Raw genomic sequence first — 23511 nt, forward strand, 5'->3', positions numbered from 1 at the left:
TCTAGACCGACGGGTAGCAAAAGGAGTCGGTCGAACAGTCGCCGCCCTCGAGCCTGATCTGGTGCGCACGATATCCATCGGGGAAGCTCACGAAAAAGTCCTTGTCGAGCTCGAGGCCGCCGTTGCGGCCGACATTGGCCATGACCTCCACGCCCGGAACCCCATCGGGATAGAACTGATCGTCCCAGGTGGAATAGAGTGAATTGGTCCAGTACACGCGCCTGCCGTCGCGGCTGATCTCGACCATCTGCGGACCCGCCGCAAAGGCCTTGCCGTTCGGATGGGGCGTGCGGCGCGCGATGCCGCCGATATGGACCGAGCCCGCAAGCTTCGGCTTGCGTGGATCACTGACGTCGTACTGGCGCATCTCACCCGTGCCCCAGCACGAGACATAGAGAAACCGGTCGTCCATCGACAGATCGATGTCGGTCACGAGCGGCGGCACGGCGCCAAATCCCTGCAGCAGTGGCGGGAGCTTCTCCTTGGGCGCGGGTTCGGGAGGGATCGTCGCCGTCTTTTCGGCATGGAATTTTCCACCCTCGCGCCACCAGGTCCAGATCGATGCTTCGAGGTTGGTGGTGTCGACCACGACGCCGACGAAGCCGTACTCGCGAACCGGATCGTGCGCCGGCCGCACCTCCAGCGCCATCTGATGATTGGCCCCGAGGTCGATCGTTTGCACGTTGCGACGGGCGCGAAGGTCCCAGAAGTGGAGACGATGGCCATATTTATTCGCAAGCAGATCTTCCGGGACGATCCCGTTCTCGAACTGCGGCGGCAACGCCCATTCGCTGGTCACCATGTAGTCGCGCGGCAGATTCCACCAGAAATCATAATGCAGTGTCTGCGGACCACGGTCGATCTCCCATCGTCCTAGGACCTCGAACGTCTCGCAATCCATGATGAAGACGCCTGGCGGTCCGTTAGTGCCGTCCTTGCCGCCGCCGCCCAGCGTGCTCACATAGATGCCGTCCGGTCCGCAATGGATGGTATGCGGCCGCGAGTAGCCGGTCTTCTTGAAGACCTCCTCCGGTTCGATGATCTTGTGGATCTTGGCTTGGGTCGGATCGGGCTTGGTATCGATGATGTAGATCCGCGACGAGCGCAGCCCGGGGATGATGAGATAGCGCCGCTCGATGAAGGCGTGTCCGGCGAGAGGCGACAAGGCGGAGGAGCAGGCATTCCAGCCGAAGTGATGAAACTCGTCGCCCTTGTTGGGCATCGTCACGGTGTGAACGATCTGGCTATAGCTCGGCGATCCCGGCTTGACGTCGATGACCGCGAGAGCGTCCGGCTTCGAGAAATCCGGACTGAGCAGCAAGGTGTAGGCAAAGTTCTCCGCAGGCGCTTCCATCGCAAGCTTGGGCGATGCGTGAAAGGTCGGATCCGGCCTCATCGTCATGGCACTGCCTCCCTGTTCTATCGGTTCGCTCCAACCTGGCTCGGGATAGCGGCATAATGAAGAAATGTTGCGCGATGTCTTCAGATGCTCCGCAGGGCCTGGTCGGCAAGCGTACAATATGCCATCGCCGGGCTGCGTGAAACGGCCCAGGCCGCGCTAATTCGACGCCTTCAGGGGAAATGGGCGTCCCCCGTCATTGCGAGCGCAGCGAAGCAATCCAGGCTTTTCTCCGCGGAAACAGTCTGGATTGCTTCGTCGCTTCGCTCCTCGCAATGACGGGGAGAGACCTACTTCCCCCACCGCAGCGCCAGCGCATCGCGCTCCTTGGCGAGCTCCAATAGCCCGGCCCGCGTCGCCGGATGCAGCGGCTGCAAGGGATGGCGCATGGCCTCCGACTTGATCACGCCGCCGGCCTGCATCATTACCTTGCAGGCGATCAGGCCGCATTGGCGGTTCTCGTAGTTGATCAGCGGCAGCCAGCGTTCATAGGCGGCTTTCGCCTTTTCGCGGTCGCCGGCGAAATAGGGATCGATGATCTGGCGGATGCCGTCGGGATAGCCGCCGCCGGTCATGGCGCCGGTGGCGCCGGCATCGAGGTCGGCGAGCAGCGTGATCGCCTCCTCGCCGTCCCAGGGGCCCTCGATGTCCTTGCCGCCCGCTTCGATCAGGCTGCGGAGCTTTGCAGCCGCGCCGGGAACCTCGATCTTGAAATAGCGGATGTTGGAGAATTCGCGCGCCAGCCGCGCCAGCAGCTCGACCGACAGCGGCGTGCCGGCGACCGGCGCGTCCTGGATCATGATGGGAATGTTGATCGCGCCCGAAAGCACTTTGAAGAATTCGACGATGCCCTTCTCGGGGACGCGGAAGGTCGCGCCATGATAGGGCGGCATCACCATCACCATGGCAGCACCGGCGGCTTCGGCCTGCTTGCTGCGCGCGGCGCAGACGGCGGAGCTGAAATGGGTGGTGGTGACGATGACGGGAACCCGGCCCGCGACCTGTTCCAGCACCGCATGCATCACGGTCTCGCGCTCGGCATCGGTGAGCACGAACTGCTCGGAGAAGTTGGCGAGAATACAGATTCCGTGCGAGCCGGCGTCGATCATGAAGTCGATGCAGCGACGCTGGCCCTCGAGGTCGAGCTCGCCGCGCTCGTCGAAGATGGTGGGCGCGACCGGGAACACGCCGCGATAGGGGCGCTGGGCCTTGTGTGGGGTGACCGGCATCGAACTCTCCATCCCTGAGGTGTCTTACGTCTGTCGCCGCATACGGGGCGCGGCGGCACACATGTACCCGCCGCGCGGACCGGCGGCAATGGCCGCGCGACGTCAGGATGGAGGATGAGCGAAATTACGCGGTCTTCACCGCGCCGAGGAAACCCTCGACCGCGACGCGGAGACGATCGGCATCGGCCGACATGTTCTTCACGGATTCCGACAGCACCGTGCCGGCGTTGCCGGTCTCCCGGTTGAGCCTCGCGACGCTGCCGATGGTGTCGGTGACCTCGCGGGTGCCTTGGGCGGCCTGCTGGAAGTTGCGCGAGATCTCCGTGGTGGCGGCGCGCTGCTGCTCGACGGCGGCGGCAATCGCGGTCATCTTCTCGTCGATGCCGCTGATGGCGCCGCCGATGGCGCGGATCGCAGTCACGGCCTGGCCGGTCGCGCCCTGGATCTCCTCGACCTGGCGAGAGATCTCTTCGGTCGCCGTCGCCGTCTGCGCGGCGAGGCTCTTGACCTCGCCGGCGACCACGGCAAAGCCGCGGCCGGCCTCGCCCGCGCGCGCGGCCTCGATGGTGGCGTTCAGGGCCAGCAGGTTGGTCTGGCCGGCGATGGCGTGGATCATCTTCACGACTTCGCTGATGCGGCTGGCGGTCTGGTCGAGGATCTCGACCGTCGCATTGGTCTGCTCGGCCTGCGCCACGGCATCGCGAGCCTCACGGGCGCTCGACTGCACCTGCGCGGAAATCTCGCCGACGGAGGCCGAGAGCTCCTCGGTCGCGGCCGCGATGGTCTCGAGATTGTTGGTGGCCTGCTCGGCCGCGGAGGACACCGCCGCGGTCTGGCTGCTGGATTCCGCAACCAGCGAGCGCACGCCCGTTGCCGTCGTATCGAGCTCCTTGGCCGAGGCCGCAACGCTGTGAATGACGGCCTGCACGGTGTCGTCGAAGCTGCGGCACGCCGCATCCACCGTGCCGGAGCGGGCGAGCTGCAGCGCCTGCTGCGATTCGCGCTCCTGGCCGAGACGCTCGGCGGTCGCCGCGCTTTCGCGCAGGCTTTCGAGCGCTGCCGCCATGGTGCCGAACTCGTCGGGATACTTGGACTGCGGAACGGGTGTCGCATAATCGCGCGCGCCGATCCGCGCGATGGCGTCCAGAATGGCGCGCACCGGCCGCATCAGGCGGCTGCGCACCACATAGACGCCGGCCAGGGTCACCGCGACCGCCAATAGGAACGCGAGCGATTGCACCACGAGATTGGTGAGGGCCTTGGCCTGGATCGTCTCCGCGCGCGCGATCGACTGGTCGAGGGCCTTGTTCGCGATGGCGACGATGGGCGCGAACGGGGACTGGCACAGCACATTCCATTCCGAGGCGGACATCGCGGGCTTGCCGCTGCCGTCGAAATTCCTGGTGAGGTCGTTGATCTGCTTGAGAACGCCGTCGGTCTTGGCCTTCGCGTCCGACGCTGCCGTCACCAGCTCAGCCGTCACATCGGGCGCAGCCAGCAGCTCCGCCATGCCTGCCCAGCCGGACGTGATGGTGCCATCCCACTGCGCCACCGAGCGCTTCTGGGCGTCGTCGAGCGGCTTGCTGCTGTTGACGTTCGAGCGAAGCGACGAGCAATGGATGCCATAGCGGTCGCGCACCTGCCAGGCGAAGCGGCGGACCTGGATCATGCGGGCGATGTAGGGATCGTTCATCCAGGCGCGGTTCGACACCGCGGCCGAGGCGAGGTTCGCGGTGTCGATGACCTTGGTGACGGCATCGTACCAGGAATTGGTCCGCTCGATCTTGCGCTCGGCGCGCGGACGCTTGGCTTCGTCGTAGAACAGCTGGAACTGCGGCGCGGCGTCGTTCCAGCGCTGCTTCAGCGTGCTGGCGAACTCATCGCGACGCACGAAATCGACGGTCGCGAGCGCGGCGATGATGCCGTCATGGCCGGACTGCTCGGCCTTCTCGGCCTCGGTGAGTTTTGCCTTGGGATCGTCCTCGCCAAGGATGGCACTCTGGGCGTCGCCGCGATTGTTGCGAAGCGCGAGGACGCCATGGAAGATCGCCTTGTCCGCGGCAGCGAGGCGGGCCGTTTCCAGGCTCTCGCTATAGCGGCCGAAGGCGCCGACCATCTGGATCGCGGTGCTGGTCAGCGCACCGGCCGCCAGGAGCGCCATCAGCACCAGAAGCAGCGTGCTTACCGATTTCTTAAGAATTGCCATGAGCAAGGGGGCCTATCCGTCAATAGCGGCCACCTTGCATCGCGACATGCCAATGTTTCGTTAAGGTTGTAGTCAAATGCCAGCTTTCCGGCCTGCCGCACGTCCACGCGGCCAGGTTCCATTACGCAACCTTCGTGAAATCCGGCGCGCGGCGCTCGGCGAACGCCGTGAAAGCTTCACGTGCCTCGGCCGTGCGCAGGCGCTGCGCGAACTGCTCGCCTTCCGCCTGCATCTGCGCGACCAGCGCTTCGCCGTTGCGCATCAGCTTCTTGGTGGCGGTGAGCGCGCCGGCGGGCTGGCGGGCGAGCCGCTGCGCCAGCGCGAGCGCCTCGGCGTCGAGCCTGTCGAGCGGGACGACGCGGTTGGCGAGGCCCCATTCCAGCGCGGCCTTGGCCGGCACGGTCTCGCCGAGCGCGAACATCTCATAAGCGCGGGCATAGCCGATGCGCGCCGGCATCAAGAGGCTGGACGCGGCTTCCGGCACCAGGGCGAGGCTAACGAAGGGCGTCGACAATTGCGCGTTATCGGCGAGCACGACGAGGTCGCAATGCAGCAGCATCGTGGTGCCGACGCCGACAGCGCGGCCCTGCACGGCCGCGACCAGCGGCCGGGTGCAGCGCGCCAGCGACTGGATGAAGCGGATGACATTGCGGCTGCCTTCCGACTTGCCGGACGCGACGGCCGCGAACTCGCCGACATCGTTGCCGGCGGTGAACATGTCGCCCTCGCCCCGGATCAGGATCACGCGGGCGGACGGATCGAACTCGGCGGATTCGATGGTATCGGCGAGCTTGCCGTACATCGCATCGGTCAGCGCGTTCTTCTTGTCGGGACGCGCCAGCGTGAGGGTAAGAATTCCGTTGTTGTTCTCAACTCGCACATGCTCGGTCATTGCTCTCTCCTTATTCCTCAGGGTCTCTTGGAAACTTGTCCTGAACGCTCGTCAGCCAGCGCGCGACGATGTCGATCTCCGCAGCGGTAAATCCGTCCGTCAGCGCCTCGTTGATCCTGGCCGCGTCGGTCTTCGCCTGCGCCAGCGCGGCGCGCCCCTTCGGCGTCAGCCACACGCGAAAAGCGCGTCCGTCCTCGCGATCGGCCCGGCGCTCGACCAGCCTCGCGGCTGCCGTGCGATCCACAAGCCCGGAGATGCCGGCCGGTCCCATGTCGAGCGCTGCGCCCGCCTCGCCCATCAGCACGCCATCCTGCTTGCCGAGAATGAACAGCAGCCCGGCCTGCGCCGGCGTCACCTCGCTCGACGGCTGCGCTGCCATCCAGCGTTGCAACCGGCGTTGCGCGACGTTGAGCAGGTAGATCAGCCGGTGATGCCTCGCCTCGGGCGATTTATTTCGCATGCGAAACATATAGTCGAGCGCCGGCCGATTGTCAAAACCTGCCGGAGCTAACTGCCCGACGGCCCGCGACAGCCGTCGAGCAGAATTGCGGCGCATACCTTCGCCCGCCTCTCGATCTCCTTGCGCGAGGGCAGTGCAAGGCTGGCGTAGATCGCCGCGCGCTGCGGCGCTGAGACCATCATGCCGATCATCATCCCGGCGGCTTCATCGACGTTATCGAGTGCGATGCGCTTCTTCCTGACTTGATCGCGGAGCCAGCCCGCGAGCGCCGCCGCGGTACGGGCGATGCCGTCCCTGTAGAAATTCGCGGCGAGGTCGGGAAACGTGGCTGACTGTTGCAGCACCATACGCTGCAGCGCCACGACCTCTGGATCGAGCGCGAGATCGGCACAGGCGGCAAGCACGGCAGCCAGGCTGGTTTCGATATCGGCCTGGTTGTTGGCCTGAAGATTGACGTCGGACAGCAACCGGTCGAGCCGGTCCGCGCACATCGCCTCGAATAGCGCGGCCTTGCCCGGAAACAGCCGATAGAGAGTCTTGGTGGAGATGCCGGCGCCGCGCGCCAGCTCTTCGGTGCTGGTTGCTGCGTAGCCATCGACGGCGAAGGCGTGCCGTGCCGCCTCGATGACGATCCGCTTCGTCTCGTCGTCGCTGCGTACCGGCGGCCGCCCGCGCGGGCGGCTTTCTGATGTCGGTTTTGCCTGAGCCATGTTTTTAGATGATGACTGTCATTCCATTGACTCTCCCCAAGCTAGTCCTATTTTGGAAATCGTCAAGTTTCCTAATTCAGGGAGCCGGCCATGACCGTGCACACCAACCCGCCCAAGAGTGAAACCATCGTGGTGCCGACCAGCCCGCCCGAAGGCATTCTGCCCCCAGCGCCGGTCCCCGCCCCGCGCCGAAAGCTGAACCTTCGCAAGCTGTTGCTGGCGGGCGTGGCCGCTGCCGCCCTCGCCGGCGCGGGCTGGTACGGCTACGATTACTGGACCGTCGGCCAATACCTCGTCTCCACCGATGACGCCTATGTGAAGGCCGACAACACCACCATCGCGCCGAAGGTCAGCGGCTATCTCGACCGCGTTCTGGTCGGCGATAACGAGCATGTGAAAGCGGGCCAGGTGCTGGCCCGGATCGACGACCGCGACTTCCGCGTCGCGCTCGATCAGGCCAAGGCCGACGTGCAGGCGGCGAACGCGACGGTCGTCAGCAAGGAGGCCCAGCTCGAGGTTCAGGAAGCGGTGATCGCAGCCGCGAAGGCGACCATCGATGTCGACACCGCCGCGAAGACCTTCGCCCAGCAGGAGAACAGGCGCTACACGGATCTTGCCAGGACCGGCTATGGCAGCGTGCAGAATGCGCAGCAGGCGCAGGCGCGCGATGCCGGTGCGGACGCCGCGATCGCGCGCGACAACGCCAACCTCGTCTCCGCACAGAAGCAGGTCGATCTCCTCAAGGCCGAGATCGTGCAGGCCAAGGCCGCCGCCGCCCGTGCAGCCGCGGTCCAGCAGCAGGCGGAGCTCAATCTCGGCTACACCACGATCGTCTCGCCGATCGACGGCGTCGTCGGCAACCGCACCTTGCGCGTTGGCCAGTTCGTGCAGGCGGGCACGCAGCTGATGTCGATCGTGCCGGCCACGGGCGCCTATGTAGTCGCCAATTTCAAGGAGACCCAGCTCAGCCATGTCCGCGCCGGACAGAGCGTCGAGATCGAGATCGACACGTTCCCGGGCCAGCTCGTGCACGGGCATGTCGATTCCATCGCGCCGGCCAGCGGCCAGGAGTTCGCGCTGCTGCCGCCCGACAACGCCACCGGCAATTTCACCAAGATCGTGCAGCGCATTCCCGTGAAGATCGCGCTGGAGGCCGAGACCGCGCCCGCGATCGCGCTGCGGCCCGGCATGTCCGTGATCCCGACGATCGCAACGCGCTCAGCGCCGACCGCCCAGGCGGCAGCGACGCCCAAAGCAAAACCTGTTTCCGGAGGGTCGTGCCATGTCAAACAGCCTCTCAATATCGACGCCAGCACAAGCAATTCCGGCCGCGACGCCTGAGCGCGTCGCTGCCGACCCCAATCGGGCCAGCGCCACGATCTGGATCGCCGTGTTCGCGGCGATGATCGGCGCCTTCATGGCGATCCTGAACATCCAGATCACCAACGCCTCGCTGCTCAACATCGAGGGCGGCATCGGCACCGGCGCCGACAACGGATCCTGGATCTCGACGTCCTATCTGATCGGCGAGATCATCGTCATCCCGCTGACCGACTACCTGTCGCGGGTGTTCTCGTTCCGCAACATCATGCTGAGCTTCGCGTCGCTGTTCGCCGCGTTCTCGGTCGCCTGTGCCTTCACCCACGACCTGCCCTCGATGATCGCGATGCGCGGTTTTCAGGGCTTCTTCGGCGGCGTGCTGATCCCGATGGCGTTCACGCTGGTCTTCACCAAGCTGCCGAAGGGCCAGCAGCCGATCGGCCTTGCCATGTTCTCGCTCGCGGTGACGTTTGCGCCCGCGATCGGCCCGACCATCGGCGGCTATCTCACCGAGAATTACGGCTGGCAGACCATCTTCTATGTCAACGTGCTGCCCACCGCCATCATGGTGACCATCCTCTTCTTCACCCTGGAGCGCCAGCCGACGAATCTCGGTCTGCTGCGTGAAGGCGACTGGTTCGGCATCGCGACCATGGCGATTGGCCTTGCCTCGCTTCAGGCCGTGCTCGAGGAAGGCAACAAGGACGATTGGTTCGGCTCACCCTTCATCGTGCGGCTCGCCATCATCGCCGCCGTCAGCCTGTCGCTCTTTATCTATATCGAGCTCGTGGTCGAGAAGCCGCTGCTCCGCTTGCGCCTGCTGACGCAGTGGAATTTCGGCATCGGCACGATCGCGGCGGTGTTCCTCGGCTTCGCGCTGTTCGGCTCGGTCTATCTGCTGCCGGCCTATCTCGGCCAGGTGCAGGGCTACAATGCCGAGCAGATCGGCAACGTGCTGGCCTGGACCGGCCTGCCGCAGCTTTTGCTGATTCCGCTGGTGCCGAAGCTGATGCAGCGTTTCGACGCCCGCTATATCGCAACCGTTGGCCTGCTGCTGTTCGCTGCGAGCTCCTTCCTGAATATCGAGATGTCGCTCGACTATTCCGGCGACCAGTTCTTCATCCCCAACGTGGTGCGTGCCGTGGGCCAGGCCTTGACGCTCGCGCCGCTCTCGGCGCTCAGCCTCGGCAGCGTCGCGCCGCAGGATGCGCCCGCCGCCTCCGGCATCTCCAACATGATGCGCAACCTCGGCGGCGCCATCGGCACCGCGGTGCTGGCGACCATCGTCACCAAGCGCGAGCAGTTCCACTCCAACATCATCGGCCATTCGGTCACGCTCGGCCGCGAGGAGGTCCGTGATCGGATCGCCCAGATGACCAATTACTTCATGGCCCACGGCGTCCCCGACCCCAATGCCGCACGCGAGCAGGCCATCATCGCGCTCGGCAAGACCGTGAAGCGCCAGGCGCTGGTGATGGGCTATTCCGACACCTTTGCCGTGATCGGCGTGGTGCTGGTCCTCGCCGCGATCGCAGTGCTGCTGACGCGGCGGGTGAAGGCGGCGGGTGGAGGTGGTGCGCATTAGGCGCGCTTCCTCTCCCTCTCCCCGTTCTTACGGGGCCGCGACGAACTTCGCTCGCGCTGAGAGGGTCGGGGTGAGGGGCTCTCTCCACACGTGAGATCCATCTGGAGACCTGTACCCCCTCACCCGGATTGCGCCGGACGATGCTTCGCATCGCCGGGAGCAATCCGACCTCTCCCCGCAAGCGGGGAGAGGTGAAGAGCCGTCTCACTGCGCGCAGAAATAGCTCGACGCCTCCGTCACCGGTCCCGACTTGTAGTGTGGCCAGGCCGGCCAGCGGCACAGCGGCAGCGAGCGGGCTACCGCAAACGACGGCGCCTCGACCTTCTGCTCGGTGACCTCCAAGTCGCCGGGCGCCTGGTCCTTCTCGACCCAGTCGACCAGCACGCTGAGCATGTCGACATTGGCGGGCGCCCCGGAGCCGACATGATCGACACCGGGCGCGGTGTAGAGCCGCGCGAACTGCGCCGCCGTCGCCGTCCCCATCAAGCGCTCGACGCTCTCGAAATAGCGGATGCCGGCATAGGGGCTTTGCGCATAGTCGGCCATGTGCTCGAGGATGATCAGCTTGCCCTTGCGTTCGCGAAAGCGGCTGAGATCGGGATTTGTCGAATCCATCAGGCTGGAGACCTCGAGCAGCCGTGCCTTGTGGTCCTCGGGTTTGTAGGTGGTGACGTCGAGCTTGGGATCGCGCGCGAACACATATTGAATGCCGCCGGCGCCATAGATCCAGGCGATGCCGTTGTTGGGCGCGGGCGGCTGCGCCGGCGGCGCGGTGCCGAGCCACCACGACACCCAGCCGCCGGTCGGGCCAGCCGCAGGCGTGTCCTCGCCCGACACGCCCCAGCCCGGATAGTCGTCGAGGCCGTTGGCGAGCACGAACGGGAATTTGTAGGTCGCATGCAGCGTGTTGATCGCCTTGATCTGAGGATCGGTGAGACACTGATCACCACTCTTGCCGGCCCCGCAGCGCAGCGTCTCGACCTTGAACACTGCCTTGCAGGTGACGGGATCCTGCACCAGCGCATCGTCGGAACCGTCAGCCTTGTCGCACGCCGCGCGCACGGCCTCGCCGACGAGCTTGACCTGCGCCGGGTTGATCCAGCCCTCGCCCATAGTCACGAGGCCCGAGCGCGTGCCGGCGTGCTGCAGGCCGACCCAGTTGATGACGGGCACGCGGGCGAAGATGCCGTCGAAATCGTCGGGGTAGCGTTGCGCCATGGTGAGGCCTTCGCGGCCGCCCTCGGACGAGCCCATGAAATACATCTTCTCCGGCTTCTTGCCGTAAGCGCGCTCCATCAGCGTCACGGCCGCGTCGCGCACCTTCTTGTAGGCGCGGTGGGCAAAATTCTCGAAGGCTTCGTCATTCAATGCGAATAGCTGCGGCAGCTCGCCCGGCTTTGTCTCGTGGCCTGAGTCGGTGCCGTAGGTCACAAAACCGCGCGCGAGCGGCGACGGCTTGTCGAAGGGATAGGCCGGCGGCAGCGCAAGCCCGGTGATCAGCACGCCGTTGAAGCCGCCGCCGCCATATTGCACCGAGCGCCCGTTCCATTCGACGGGCAGGTTGACCTGGAATTTGATCGGCGGCGCCTTGGGATCGACCGGATCGATATGGCCGAGCACCTTGCAGAATCCGGGGTTGGCGGGGGTGATGCGCCCCGACGGCGTCGGGCCGCGCTCGGCAACAGCGAGTTGCGATGGCGCCTGAAACGTCGTGGCATCGATCTTCACGGCATCGGTGCCGCCGACCAGCCCCTTGCAGACCGTCTCGGCATCCTCCGCCAGCGTCACCGCCGATGCGCTGCTCGCGCTCATTGCGGCCGCCGTGCCCACGAGCCATGCACACAGCTTCGCTCTGTTTCGCCTCATCGTTTCCACCCGGCTTGTTCTGTTGCGTTCGAAAGTTGGCCGCATTCAATGCAACCTTCGCCCGTTCGTCAATCGCCGACGCCGGCTTTCCGTCAGAACGAGCCCAGCGCGTTGCCCAGGGCGATCACAGCCACCAGCGCCAGGAGCGAGGTCACGATGCCGACCATGACGATGTCGAAATAGCTGTCGCGATGGGTGAGGCCGCAGATCGCGAGCAGGCTGACCACAGCACCATTGTGCGGCAGGATGTCCAACGTACCCGCGCCGATCACCGCCACGCGATGCATCAGCGCAAGGTCGATGCCGGTCCGCGCGGCAAGTTCGACATAGGTCGGACCGAGAGCCTCGAGGGCGATGGTCAGACCGCCTGACGCCGACCCGGTCAGCGCGGCCAGGATATTGGTCGCGACGGCAAGCGAGACCAGCGGTCCGCCCTGGATCGCCAGCACCCAGTCGCGCACGATCGTGAAAGCCGGCAGCGCGGCGACGACCGCGCCGAAGCCGACGAGGCTGGCGACGCTGAACGCAGGCAGGACCGACGCATTGGCCCCGGCATCCATGGTCCTGCGCAGCGCCGGCAGGCGCGCCCAGTTCAGCGCGATGGTGGTGGCGATGGCGGCAGCCAGCGCCACCGCGACCGACCACACGCCCGCGACGGCTGCGAGCGTCGTGTCGCCAAAGCGTTGCTCGGCGAGATAGCTGACATCGAGCCGCGGCAGCACCACGAGCGACATCACCAGATTCACGGTGACGACGACGACCAGCGGCGCGATGGCGTTCAGCACGGGCGAAGGCCGGTCGCTGCGATGACCGTGCTGGAGCTCCGCCGGATCGAACTCGCGGGCGGTCGTCGCGCGTTCGCGCACGAGCTCGTCGGCGGCGGCCTGCTCGATCGCACCGTCGGCATCGTCGCCATAGCCCTCCCCGGCGCGACGCGCCGCAGCTTCGGCACGGTGCAGCCACCACAATCCCGCGCCGAGCATGATGAGCGAGGCGATGATGCCGAGGCCCGGCGCGGCGAACGGCGTCGTGCCGAAGAACGGCATCGGGATCGCATTCTGGATCGACGGCGTGCCCGGCAGGGCCGACATCGTGAAGGTCGACGTTCCCAGCACGATCGCCGCCGGAATCAGACGGCGCGGGATCGAAGCCGCGCGAAACAGCGAACGGGCCATGGGAACGATGACGAAGAACGCAACGAACAGGCTGACACCGCCATAGGTGACCAGTGCGCCGGCGAGCACGACCGCCAGGATCACGCGCCGCTCGCCGAGACGCTCCGCCATGAAGCCCGCGACCGAGGTCACCGCGCCGCTGTCATCCATCAGCTTGCCGAACACGGCACCAAGCAGAAAGATCGGGAAGAACTGCGCCAGAAATCCCGCTGCGTTCACCATGAACACCTGGGTCAGGTTGGCGAGCAGCGGCTCACCGCCGAACAGCGCGGCAACGAGGGCGGCGAACGGCGCGAGCAGCAGCACGCTCCAGCCGCGGAAGGCGAACAGAACGAGCAGACCGAGCCCGACGAGGAGGCCGAGGAGACCCATGCCTCAGCACTCCGTCAGCAGGACGTCGAGATCGGCGGTCGATCGCCGCCCGATGTCGGCACCATGCTCGCCGAGAAAAGCGTCTGCGGCCATACGCCCCTCAGCGCGCAGCATCGAGACGAATTCCCATTCCGCGTTGAGCTTTGACGAGGCGCCGAACTTCGCCAGCATGTCGCTCTTGATCCGGTGCGTCCGCATCTTCGCCCAGCGCGCGCCCTCGCCGCTGCCGGGATCCGCCGCCTGGCGCAGCAGCGCGATCATGCGCAGCTCCTTCATCAGCGGCGAGTTGAACGAGATTTCGTTGAGCCGGTTGAGGATCTCCGCAGCCGTCCGCGGCTCTTCCAGCCGCTCGGTCGGATTGATCTGGACGAGGATGGTGTCGTGCGCGTCGCTTTCGCGGACCAGCGGCGTGATCGTCGGGTTGCCGGCAAAACCGCCGTCCCAATAGGGCTCGCCGTCGATCTCGATGGCACGGAACATGGTCGGCAGGCAGGCCGATGCCAGCAGCACATCCGCCGTGATCTCCGCGTTGCGGAAGATACGGCCGCGCCCGGTGCGCACCCGTGTCGCGGTGATGAACAGCTGGATCGGCGAACGCACGAGGCGTTCGAAATCGATGCTCTCGGCCAGCACTGCGCGCAGCGGATTGTAGCCGGTCGGATTGAGATCGTAGGGCGACAGCACACGCGACATCAAATCGGTGAGGATGTAGAAGGGCGACGTATCGAGGGTCCAGCGCCCCATCAAGCGGTCGAGCGGCGAGCGTTGCAGCGGACTGAGAGCCGCGGCCTTCGAAACACGACGCCAGTATTGTTCGAGCGCCTCACGCGCGCCCTCGGCACCGCCGGCGGTCCAGCCGTCCGCCAGCACCGCCGCATTCATCGCGCCTGCGGAGGTTCCGGAGATCGCGGCGATCTCCAGCCATTTCTCCTCAAGAAGGCGATCGAGCACGCCCCAGGAGAAGGCGCCGTGCGAACCGCCGCCCTGCAGCGCGAGATCAATCAGTACGGCGTCGCGTTCCATGGCGGACACTCACGCAACTGAAGCTCAAATGCGACGCGATTTTCGACCACGTCGAATTCGACCGCAGTGTGAGAGCAGTTGCCGCAAGATGCAACCGGAACGTGGAGCCTAGTTTCCAGTTGGACGCGTTTTCTTGACGCGAACCGGTATCCACTTCGCTCGAAAACGCTTTTAGTGCTCGAATACCAGCCTTGCGCCGACCGTGCCGTCGAGAGCGCGGATCTGCTGGAGCAATTCGCCAGAATCCTGGCCGCCGAGATCGGCATCGAGCACGACGTAGCCGAGGTCGCCGGCGGTCTCCAGGTATTGCGCGGCGATGTTGATGTCGCGCTGGAGGAAGACCTCGTTCAGACGCCGCAGCATGCCCGGCACGTTGCGATGGACGTGGCTGAAGCGCGCGCCGGAGGGACGCAGGTGCAGCTGCACCTCCGGGAAGTTCACCGCGCCCATGGTCGAACCGGTGATGAAATAATCGACCAGCTTGCGCGCGACCTCGCCGCCGATGCGCTCCTGCGCCTCCTCGGTCGAGCCGCCGACATGCGGCGTGAGGATGACGTTGTTAAGGCCCTGCACCGGGCTCTTGAATCGCTCGGAATTCGAGGACGGCTCGACCGGAAACACGTCGATGGCGGCGCCGGCGATGTGACCGTCGCCCAAGGCGCGCGCCAGCGCATCGAGATCAACCACGGTGCCGCGGCTGTTGTTGATCAGGAACGAGCCCGGCTTCATCGCCCGCAGCTCCTTCTCGCCGATCATGCCTGATGTCTCCGGCGTTTCCGGCACATGCAGGCTGACGACGTCGCTCTGCGCCAAGAGCTCTTCGAGCTTTTCGACCGGTTCGGTGTTGCCGTGGCGGAGCTTGTCGGTGCGATCGTAGAAGATCACGCGCATGCCCATGGCTTCGGCGAGGGTCGAGAGCTGCGAGCCGATATTGCCGTAGCCGACGATGCCGAGGGTGCGGCCGCGCACCTCGCGGCTGCCGGCCGCGGACTTGTCCCAGCCGCCGTCATGGGCGGACACCGAGCGCGGAAAGATCTGCCGCAGCAGCATCACGATCTCGCCGATCACGAGCTCGGCAACGCTGCGCGTGTTTGAGAACGGTGCGTTGAACACGGGAATACCGCGCTTGCGCGCCGCGAGCAGATCGACCTGGTTGGTCCCGACGCTGAAGCAGCCGACCGCGAGCAGCCCATCGGCGGCGGCGAGCACGTCGTCGGTAATCTGGGTGCGCGAGCGGATGCCGAGCAGCGACACGCCCTTGAGCGCCCGGCGCAGATCCTCGCCGTCCAGCGCCTTGGTGAGCCGCTCGACATTGGTGAAACCCGCGCTCCTGAACAGGTCCACAGCACTGTCATTGACGCCTTCGAGCAGCAGCGCCTTCGCGCTCCGCTCAGGGCTTTGGCCTGGGGCTGGCATAGTATCTCCTGAAATGGCGGCTTTGCCGCAGCTCATAGACCGCAGACGGTGCAAAGCACAATAGGGGTCGGATACGGGGAGAAGATGGCGGGGGCGACGGGTGTGCTTGGCATCCCACCAGCTCCGTCATTCCCACGCTCAGAGCAGCCGTCCCGTCATCCTGAGGTGCGAGTAGCGCGATGCCCAGCATCGCGCCGGGAGCCTCGAAGGATGAACGGCCCCAGCCGGGCCGTCGCCCTTCGAGGGCCGCTAAGAAGCGGCCACCTCAGGGTGACGGTCATGGAGTATTGACGCGGAGCGCGCAGATCACGCGCGTCAAATCACATAAAACCCGTGCGTGCCGTCAAGGCGGAGTTGCTCGACGAGGCCGTATTCCCAGTCGAGATAGGCCTGCATCGCGGCTTGCGCGACGTCGGTGCCCTCATAGGGACGGCGGTAGCGGTGGGCCGGATCAGGTTTTGGCAGCACCAGCGGCGGGCCGACGTCCAGCGCGCCGTCATAGCCGCCCTCAAGCACATAGACCTCCCAGCCCATCTGCGCGAGCCAGGATGCCGTCATGTCGGCGCGCACGCTTTTGTCGTCGGTCAGGACAATGCGCGCGCCGCGCACCGGCGCGGCCATGTCGGTCTCCTGGACCAGCTGGCCGCCGGGATAGTGACGGAAGCCTGGGAGATGGCCGGCCGCATATTCCGCGGCGTCGCGCACGTCGAAGCGATAGAGCGTGCGATCGGTCTCCGCGAGCAGCGCCATCATCTCTATCGCGCCGATGTGGCGGACACCGGCGCGATAGGCGACGTCGCGGGCATTGGCCGGGCCGCCCTCGAACGATCCGATGGCGCCGCGCCTGTCGGCACCGTGATCGAGCGCGTGCCGCGCCAGCGTCCAGCCGATCGTGCCGTTGCGCAGCGCCCGCACCTTGTTCGGCACACCGGCATTGATCAGCGACTGCGTGCCGATGATCGAGCGGGTGCGGCCGGCGCAATTGACAATGATGGTGGTTTCAGGGTCGGGCGCGGCCTGCCCTGCCCGCAGCACCAGCTCCGCGCCGGGCACGCTGACAGAGCCCGGAATGTTCATGGTCGCATATTCGTCAAAGCGGCGGACGTCGAGGACGGCAATGTTGGCCTTCTCAGCGATCAGCTTTGCCACCTCGTCGGCACTGAGCGAAGGCGTATGGCGGCGCGCCTCGACCAGCTCGCCGAACGCCTTCGAATAGGAATTGACGTCCTCGAACATTTGATAGCCCGCATCGCGCCAGGCCGTCAGCCCGCCCTCGAGCGCACTGATATTGGTGTAGCCGAGCGCCGCAAGGCGTTCGCCGCCGGTCGCGACCAGTCCTTCACCGTCATCATAGAGCACGATCGCCACGTCCTTGCGCGGCAGCCGCACCTCGGCCTCGATCGCGATCCGGTCCGCGGCCATGTTGGCGGCGAACAGCGGATGGCCGGTGGCAAAGGCGGCCTCATATCTGAGATCGAGCAGCGCGATTTCCTCGCGCAGAAGCAGCGCGCGGCGGATATCGGCGGGGGGGACGGGGGGAAGCTTCATGGCGTGAACCCTGAGGAGGACGTGCCATGGGCTTTTGAACGATTGCGAGCGTGTTGGCTAGCCTGCGCGACGGCTCACTCGCCGGGAACGAGCTGCCCGAGCGGCGGTTGTGCGGGCCGCCGCAGCTTGCGGCGCGAGAGATAAAGCAAAATGCCGGTGACCAGGAACAGCGGCATCAAGCCCGCGGCGATCATGAACGCGAGCTTGCCCGGCCACCCCAGGATCGCGCCGCGATGGATGTCGTAGATAGCCGCGATTGTCTTCTCGCCGAACGTCTTGTCGACATAGCGCTCCGCGGAAACCAACTGACCGGTGACGGCGTCGATACGAAACTCGTCGCGCGTGGCCTCGAGCGTCATGCCCTTCGCCCACGACCGGATCCGTATCGCCGTGCCCGGGCCGGCCGGCAGCGTCAGCAAGGCCCTGGAGAAGCGGCCGCCCTCCTCGCGTTGGAACGTCGTCCATGCCTGATCGAATCCGATCGGCCGGGCTTGCTCGGGATGACCGGCCGCACGCGGCGGCTTTGCGGACATCTTGGGCTGCATCCTCGCAGCACTGACCTCCGGGCGTGCCAGCAACCAGACGACCCCGTCCTTATACCAGTCGAACGCGTACCACAGCCCGGTCAGCGCCATCACGAGATAGACCGGAAGGACCCAGGTCCCGATGACCGCATGCAGCGACCGGTGCAGGCCGCGCCCGCTCAGACCGAGGTTGGGCTTGAGCCACATCTTCACGCTGCTGGCGCGACGCGGCCAGCGCAGCACGAGGCCCGACACCAGCATGACAATCAGGCCGATCGCGACGACGCCCGTGATCTGCCGCCCCCATCCCTTGGCGTCGCCGGGGATCAGCAGCCAGCGATGCAGCCTGCGCACGGTCGCAAAGAATTCTTCGCCGCGCGGCGAGCCCAGCACATGGGCGTCATAGGGGTCCACATAGAGCGACGTCGGCCGCGTGCCCTGCTCGTCGCGCGCGAAGCGAACACGCACCGTCGCGGCCGGATCGCTGGACAGCGTCACCGCCGAGACCGCGCCGAGATCCTGTCCTGCCTTCAGCCGGGCAACCAGTTCGTCCGGCATCAGCGCCGGCATCTCGCGCGGCGCGACATGCATGATGCCGGCGTTGAGATGATCGACGATCTCGTCCTCGAAGCTCATGACCGCGCCGGTCAGCGCGATCAGAGCAAGCAGCAGCGCGAGCACCAGGCCCGCAATGGAATGGACCTGGAACAGGGTAGCCTTGATGGTGTGGCCCAGCCGCGCTGCCATGGCTAGAACTTCACCGTCGCCGACAGCGACACGCGGCGCGCATCGCCGATTGCGACATTCAAGGCACTTCCGGTGGTGGACGTATAGTAGACCTTGTCGAACAGGTTCTTGACGTTGAACTGATAGGTCACCGGCAGATTGTCGATTTTGGTGTCGTAGGTCGCAAAGATGTCTGCGACGGTATAGGCCGGCAAGAAGAACGTGTTGGCGGAGTCGCCCGGGCGGTCACCGACATAGTGCGCGCCGCCGCCGAGCCGCAGGCGTCCGGGCAGCTTGTCGCCGAAATCGTAGACGAGATAGAGCGAGGCCGTGTTCATCGCCGCATTCAGGAGCTTGGCGTCACCGTTGATGGGATCGCCGACCAGACGCGCATCGGTGTAGCCGTAACTTCCGATTATGCTCCAATCGTCGGTCAGCTTGCCGGTCACGTCCAATTCGACGCCACGCGACCGCGCCTTCGCGGACGTCCGCATCGCAATGTTGTTGTTGCCGAGATCGTCGCGGACCAGCACGTTCTTCTTCTCGATGTCGTAGATCGCCAAAGTGCCGGACAACCGCTTGTTGACGTCGAATTTGACGCCGGTCTCCCATTGCGTTCCCTCTTCGGGCGCGATCGTGGAGTCGACGACGAAGCCAGTGGGAGCACCGGAAAAAGGCGCGATGGTCGAAGTCGGCTTCAGCGACTGCGTATAGCTCACGTAGTACGAGAGCTGATCGTTCAGCTTGAAGATGATGCCGCCGAGCGGCAGCACCTTGTCGCCCGCCAGATTCGTGTTCGTGATGAAGTTCGGCCGGCCTTTTCCGGCAAGCTGCTCGTATTCCATCCAGCGCAGGCCGCCGACCACGGACAGCCAGTTGGTCACGTGGAATGTGTCTTGGGCGAAAAAGCTGCGGGTGCCGAGCTTGTCGGTCTGCTCGCTGTCGACCCCCGAAACGGTCGTGCCGGGTGTAACCAGCCCGTAGACCGGGTTGTAGAAATTGAAACTCGGGGTCGCCTGGCGGATCAGGTCGTGGCGATCGATGGTGCGATACAGCGCCTCGCCGCCGAACAAAATCTCGTTGCGGAAGCCGCCCACCCAGACGTCACCCTGCAGATAGGAGGTGCCGTAACTGGCGTTGCTTAGCGAGTTCCGGGTGCCGTCGTTGCTGCGGGTCTCGATGCCGGTTTTGGCATTGACGTTGGTGATGCGCAGCTGATTGGCGCTGTAGGTCTCGGTGTTGTAGCTGTAGGCTGCCGTGACCTTCCAATTGTCGTCGAGCTTCTGCTCGACCGAGCCCTGTATCAGGTCCGAGGTGCCCCACATGTTGTTGAAGGGCTCGTCGAGCCGGCGGGTCTTCGGAATTGCCAGCGGAGCGCCGTTGACGAAGGCCGTGCCGCGGTCGAACGGATAGATGAATTCGCGATGCTCATAGGTGAGCTGAACCGTCGTGGTCTCGCCGTACCAAGCCAGCGACGGGTTCACCAGCATTTCCCTGTGACGGCCGAAATTGCGCCAATAGTCTTCGCTGACGCCGTAGCCGATGAAGCGATAGGCAAGACCGCCATCGCCGATCGGACCGGTGATGTCGAGCGTGCCGTCGGCGCCGTTCCGGTTGTTGGCGTAGGTCGAGCCAAGCAGCGTGACCGAGCCGTGCTGATAGAGCTCCGGACGCTTGCTGATGGTGTTGACGATGCCGCCGGGGTCCATGATGCCGTAGAGCAGCGAGGCCGGCCCTTTCAGCACCTCGACGCTTTCGACCGCAGCATTGAGGCTGCGGCCCTGCACCAGCGGCATGCCATTACGCATGATCGAGCCGTCGCGGTTGTCGCCAAAGCCGCGGCGAATGACGGCGTCCTGGGTTCCGGCGAGCGTATTGGTCTGGGTGATGCCGGAGATGTTGATGAGCGCATCGTCGATGTTGCGCGGAAGCTGATCCTTTAACACCTGCGCCGGCACGATGTTGACGGACTGCGACGTGTCGAGCGGCGAGGCGCCGCTGCGCAACGTTGTCGCGCTCGGCATCGCGCGGTAACCGAGCTTTGCGGCCTGTTGCGCGGCAGCTTCCGCGGCGGCGCGCTCCGAGAGCGTCGGCACCGCGGGCGCGGCCGTGGCATTGCGACTGCGCTGGCGCGCGGCGGCTTGCGTGCGGCGTGGTGCCCCCTCCGATGCACGTGCCGGCTTCGACCGCGGCGCCGGCGCTTCCACCGTCACCGGCGGTAGTGCCGATTGCGCCTGCGCTCTCGCCGTGTTGGTGGGATATTCAATGAGCAGCACCGCTGCACCGATGAGAAGACCTGCACGGCTCTTGCCGGCACGAGTTCGATGGCCGCTGTCGCGCTGGCCATCCACGAAGGCACGCACTTTCATTCCACTTCAAGTCAAGAACGTTGAAGTGTGCGCGTGTAACAGTCGCCGGGATCGAGGAGAACCGTAGCGGAGCTTGAATCGCTCTAGTGTTGAATCGTTCTAAGCGCAGAGGAGCGCCGGGCATCAATCTCCGATTGATCTCGCAGCAATTGCGACACGCTGCGCGAGAGTTCGCAGCGAGCATGTCGCAATGTTGCGTGATCTCACGCGATGGCGGGAGCGATCAACTCGTCGAGCTTGCGCTTGAACGCGCTGCCGTCGGACAGGGCGCGGAGCGGCGGGCGCACGCGCAGCCAGCCGGCATCACCCGTCTGCGCCGCGAGGATCGCCTTCAATGTCGCGACCAGGGATGGCGTCTTCACCACGACATCGATCGCGGCCTGCATGCGCGCTTCGACGTCCTTACCGTCAACCATGCCCTTCACCAGCTCGGGCACGACATTGGCCATGCCGCAGATGGTGCCGGCGCCGCCGGCGGCGATCGCGCGGGTGATATCGGCTTCGTTGCCGACGGTGATGGCGAGCTCTGGCGCGGCAGCGCGGAACGCCTGGAACTGCTTGAAGTCGCCGCTGGAGTCCTTCAGGCCCGCGACCACCTTGCCGTAGCGCTTGCGCAGGCTTGCGGCGACTGTCGTCGGGATCGCGACGCCCGAGACCTGCGGGATGTGATAGAGCGACGCGCGCAGCCGATCGTCGGCGACGCCGTCGATGATCGCGGCAAAGGCATCCTCGATGCCCTCGGGTGTGACGTTGCGATCGAAGTAAGGCGGCAACAGCAGCACGTGACGCACGCCGAGGCCGAGCACGGCGCGCGTCAGCGCGATGCTGTCGGTGATGGCGGGGAAGCCGCCGCCGATGCCGATGCGGTCCGCAGCGATGCCGTTCTTGAGCAGCGCCTCGATGGTCGCAATACGTTCGGCGGCATTGAACGAGGTGCCTTCGCCGGTGGTGCCAAACAGCACGACGCCATCGACGCCCTTGCTGAAGAGCTGCCTGGCGTGCGCAGCGAGCTTTGCGGAGTCCACGCTGCCGTCCGTCGCCAGCGGCGTCGCCGACGCCACCCAGAACCCGCGAATCGCCTCCGTCATTACACCACCCTTTGCTGCGGCCGCCGGCTAAGCCTCTGATCCATAACGATCTTCTCAGCCGGACGGGGCCATGTTTTTGCTTTACTTTTCATCTTGTACCTTACATACAAGACGGGCGCAAACCCTTTCCATCGTCGCGGCGCGCATGAGGCGCAGCCGAATCCTAAAGGAGGTCTCGCATGAACATGGTGACCCCCCTCGAACGACCCGACCAACTGCTCGGCGCGCTGCGCGAACGGCTCGGCGCCGCCGCCGTGCTTGTTGGCGCGGACGTGCCGGCACGCAATTGCAACGACTGGAGCGCGAGCCTGCCGCAGACGCCGCGCGCGGTGATCCGTCCGACCGATGCGCAGGGCGTTGCCGATGCGATTGCGACGTGCCGGCAGGCGCGCCTGCCGTTCGTGCCGCAGGGCGGCTTGACCGGACTGTGCCGCGGGGCATCGCCCGAAGCCGACTGGGTCGCGATCTCGCTGGAGCGCATGACCGGCATCGAGGAGGTCGATCGCGCGTCGATGACGATGACGGTGAAGGCGGGCACGCCGCTGGAGACGATCCAGAAGGCCGCCGACGAGGCGGGCTTCTTCTTTCCGCTCGACCTCGGCTCGCGCGGTTCCTGCGCCATCGGCGGCAATCTCTCCACCAATGCTGGCGGCAACCGCGTGATCCGCTACGGCATGACGCGCGAGCTGGTGCTCGGCCTCGAAGTGGTGCTGCCTGATGGCACCATCATCACCAATCTCAACAAGCTGATGAAGAACAATGCCGGCTACGATCTGAAGCATCTCTTCATCGGCTCGGAAGGCACGCTCGGCATCATCACCCGCGTGGTGCTGAAGCTGTTCCCGAAGCCGCGCTCGACCATGGCGGCGCTCTGCGCGCTGAAGGATTATGCGGCGGTGATCGCGCTGCTCGATGCCGCGCGTTCGGGGCTCGGCCCGCTGCTGTCGGCCTTCGAGGTGATGTGGCCGGACTATTGGGACGTCATCACGAATCGCGCCGGCGTCAAGCCGCCGGTCGCGGCAGGCCACGGTCTCTACGTGCTGGTGGAGGCGCAAGGCACCGACGAGAGCGTCGATGCGCCGCGCTTCCAGAGCTGGCTCGAGGAGCTGATGGAGCGCGGGCTGCTGGCCGATGCCGCCGTGGCGCAGTCGCTGGCGCAGACGCAGAGCTTCTGGCGCGTGCGCGACATCTGCGCCGAGTTCGGCCAGGTGCTCGGCCCGCACATCTCCTACGACATCGGGCTTGCGGTGTCGCGGATGGACGAGTTCGTCACCCGCTGCAAGGCGGGCTTGGCTTCCGGCATCAAGGGCTGCGAGAGCGTCTATTACGGCCATATCGGCGACGGCAATCTGCATCTGGTCTCCTGGGTCACCGGCCTCACGGTCGAGCAGCAGCCGAAGGAGGAGATGGACGCGATCATCTATGGTCTGGTCCGCGAGATGGGCGGCAGCGTCTCCGCCGAGCACGGGATCGGCACCCTGAAGAAGAAATGGCTGGGGCATGCCCGCAGCGAAGCCGAGATCGCGCTGATGCGGACGCTGAAGGCCGCGCTCGATCCGGATCATCTGCTCAATCCCGGCAAGGTGATCTGAGCGGGAAGGCG

At 65.6% G+C, this 23511-nt stretch carries 17 protein-coding genes; 3 read left to right on the forward strand and 14 right to left on the reverse strand.

From position 1 onward, the window contains the following. Position 1 precedes the first annotated feature (1 nt). The 6 genes from IQ16_RS30305 to IQ16_RS30330 form a co-directional block, all read right to left on the reverse strand. Positions 2-1402 (reverse strand): selenium-binding protein SBP56-related protein, encoded by a 1401-nt coding sequence (locus IQ16_RS30305; RefSeq protein ID WP_018646358.1) that lies wholly within the window; start codon positions 1400-1402, stop codon positions 2-4. A gap of 287 nt (positions 1403-1689) precedes the next feature. Then, positions 1690-2628: a dihydrodipicolinate synthase family protein gene (locus IQ16_RS30310; protein WP_026312519.1), complete on the reverse strand. Its 939-nt coding sequence runs from the start codon at positions 2626-2628 to the stop codon at positions 1690-1692. A gap of 124 nt (positions 2629-2752) precedes the next feature. Next, on the reverse strand, positions 2753-4834 hold the full coding sequence (locus tag IQ16_RS30315; RefSeq protein WP_018646356.1) for a methyl-accepting chemotaxis protein: 2082 nt from the start codon (positions 4832-4834) through the stop codon (positions 2753-2755). A gap of 121 nt (positions 4835-4955) precedes the next feature. Beyond that, positions 4956-5726: an enoyl-CoA hydratase gene (locus IQ16_RS30320; protein WP_018646355.1), complete on the reverse strand. Its 771-nt coding sequence runs from the start codon at positions 5724-5726 to the stop codon at positions 4956-4958. 10 nt (positions 5727-5736) lie between these two features. Beyond that, positions 5737-6186, reverse strand: a complete 450-nt coding sequence (locus IQ16_RS30325; RefSeq protein WP_026312518.1) for a MarR family winged helix-turn-helix transcriptional regulator — start codon at positions 6184-6186, stop codon at positions 5737-5739. Between the two features lie 47 nt (positions 6187-6233). After that, on the reverse strand, positions 6234-6896 hold the full coding sequence (locus tag IQ16_RS30330; protein WP_018646353.1) for a TetR/AcrR family transcriptional regulator: 663 nt from the start codon (positions 6894-6896) through the stop codon (positions 6234-6236). A gap of 90 nt (positions 6897-6986) precedes the next feature. Here IQ16_RS30330 and IQ16_RS30335 point away from each other — a divergent pair, with 90 nt between their 5' ends. Both IQ16_RS30335 and IQ16_RS30340 read left to right on the forward strand, forming a co-directional pair. After that, the gene (locus IQ16_RS30335) at positions 6987-8237 is read left to right on the forward strand and encodes an HlyD family secretion protein (RefSeq protein WP_018646352.1); all 1251 of its coding nucleotides are present in this window, start codon (positions 6987-6989) and stop codon (positions 8235-8237) included. Further along, the gene (locus IQ16_RS30340; protein ID WP_035667524.1) at positions 8179-9801 is read left to right on the forward strand and encodes an MDR family MFS transporter; all 1623 of its coding nucleotides are present in this window, start codon (positions 8179-8181) and stop codon (positions 9799-9801) included. Before IQ16_RS30335 ends, IQ16_RS30340 begins: the two co-directional genes overlap by 59 nt. Before the next feature lie 204 nt (positions 9802-10005). Here the strand turns inward: IQ16_RS30340 and IQ16_RS30345 are convergent, their stop codons facing one another. The 8 genes from IQ16_RS30345 to IQ16_RS30380 all read right to left on the reverse strand — a co-directional run bounded on the left by IQ16_RS30345 (position 10006) and on the right by IQ16_RS30380 (position 21908). Beyond that, entirely contained in the window at positions 10006-11667 is a 1662-nt protein-coding gene (locus tag IQ16_RS30345; protein WP_026312517.1) for a tannase/feruloyl esterase family alpha/beta hydrolase, read from the reverse strand. A 92-nt stretch (positions 11668-11759) separates the two neighbouring features. After that, on the reverse strand, positions 11760-13214 hold the full coding sequence (locus tag IQ16_RS30350) for a GntP family permease (RefSeq protein WP_018646349.1): 1455 nt from the start codon (positions 13212-13214) through the stop codon (positions 11760-11762). A 3-nt stretch (positions 13215-13217) separates the two neighbouring features. Next, positions 13218-14237 carry a patatin-like phospholipase family protein gene (locus tag IQ16_RS30355; RefSeq protein ID WP_026312516.1) on the reverse strand — a complete coding sequence of 340 codons (1020 nt, stop codon included), beginning with the start codon at positions 14235-14237 and terminating at the stop codon, positions 13218-13220. A gap of 171 nt (positions 14238-14408) precedes the next feature. Beyond that, positions 14409-15653 carry a phosphoglycerate dehydrogenase gene (gene serA, locus IQ16_RS30360; protein WP_026312515.1) on the reverse strand — a complete coding sequence of 415 codons (1245 nt, stop codon included), beginning with the start codon at positions 15651-15653 and terminating at the stop codon, positions 14409-14411. A 315-nt stretch (positions 15654-15968) separates the two neighbouring features. Continuing rightward, positions 15969-17201 carry a rhodanese-like domain-containing protein gene (locus IQ16_RS30365; protein ID WP_145831911.1) on the reverse strand — a complete coding sequence of 411 codons (1233 nt, stop codon included), beginning with the start codon at positions 17199-17201 and terminating at the stop codon, positions 15969-15971. A 74-nt stretch (positions 17202-17275) separates the two neighbouring features. Then, on the reverse strand, positions 17276-18472 hold the full coding sequence (locus IQ16_RS30370) for a PepSY-associated TM helix domain-containing protein (protein ID WP_145831912.1): 1197 nt from the start codon (positions 18470-18472) through the stop codon (positions 17276-17278). A gap of 2 nt (positions 18473-18474) precedes the next feature. Further along, positions 18475-20820, reverse strand: a complete 2346-nt coding sequence (locus IQ16_RS30375; RefSeq protein ID WP_018646344.1) for a TonB-dependent siderophore receptor — start codon at positions 20818-20820, stop codon at positions 18475-18477. Between the two features lie 203 nt (positions 20821-21023). Continuing rightward, positions 21024-21908 (reverse strand): dihydrodipicolinate synthase family protein, encoded by an 885-nt coding sequence (locus tag IQ16_RS30380; protein ID WP_018646343.1) that lies wholly within the window; start codon positions 21906-21908, stop codon positions 21024-21026. 179 nt (positions 21909-22087) lie between these two features. Here IQ16_RS30380 and IQ16_RS30385 point away from each other — a divergent pair, with 179 nt between their 5' ends. After that, positions 22088-23500 carry an FAD-binding oxidoreductase gene (locus IQ16_RS30385; protein ID WP_018646342.1) on the forward strand — a complete coding sequence of 471 codons (1413 nt, stop codon included), beginning with the start codon at positions 22088-22090 and terminating at the stop codon, positions 23498-23500. Positions 23501-23511 lie beyond the last annotated feature (11 nt).

Origin of the sequence: Bradyrhizobium huanghuaihaiense (assembly GCF_007830635.1) — a bacterium.
Taxonomy (GTDB): Bacteria; Pseudomonadota; Alphaproteobacteria; order Rhizobiales; family Xanthobacteraceae; genus Bradyrhizobium; species Bradyrhizobium huanghuaihaiense.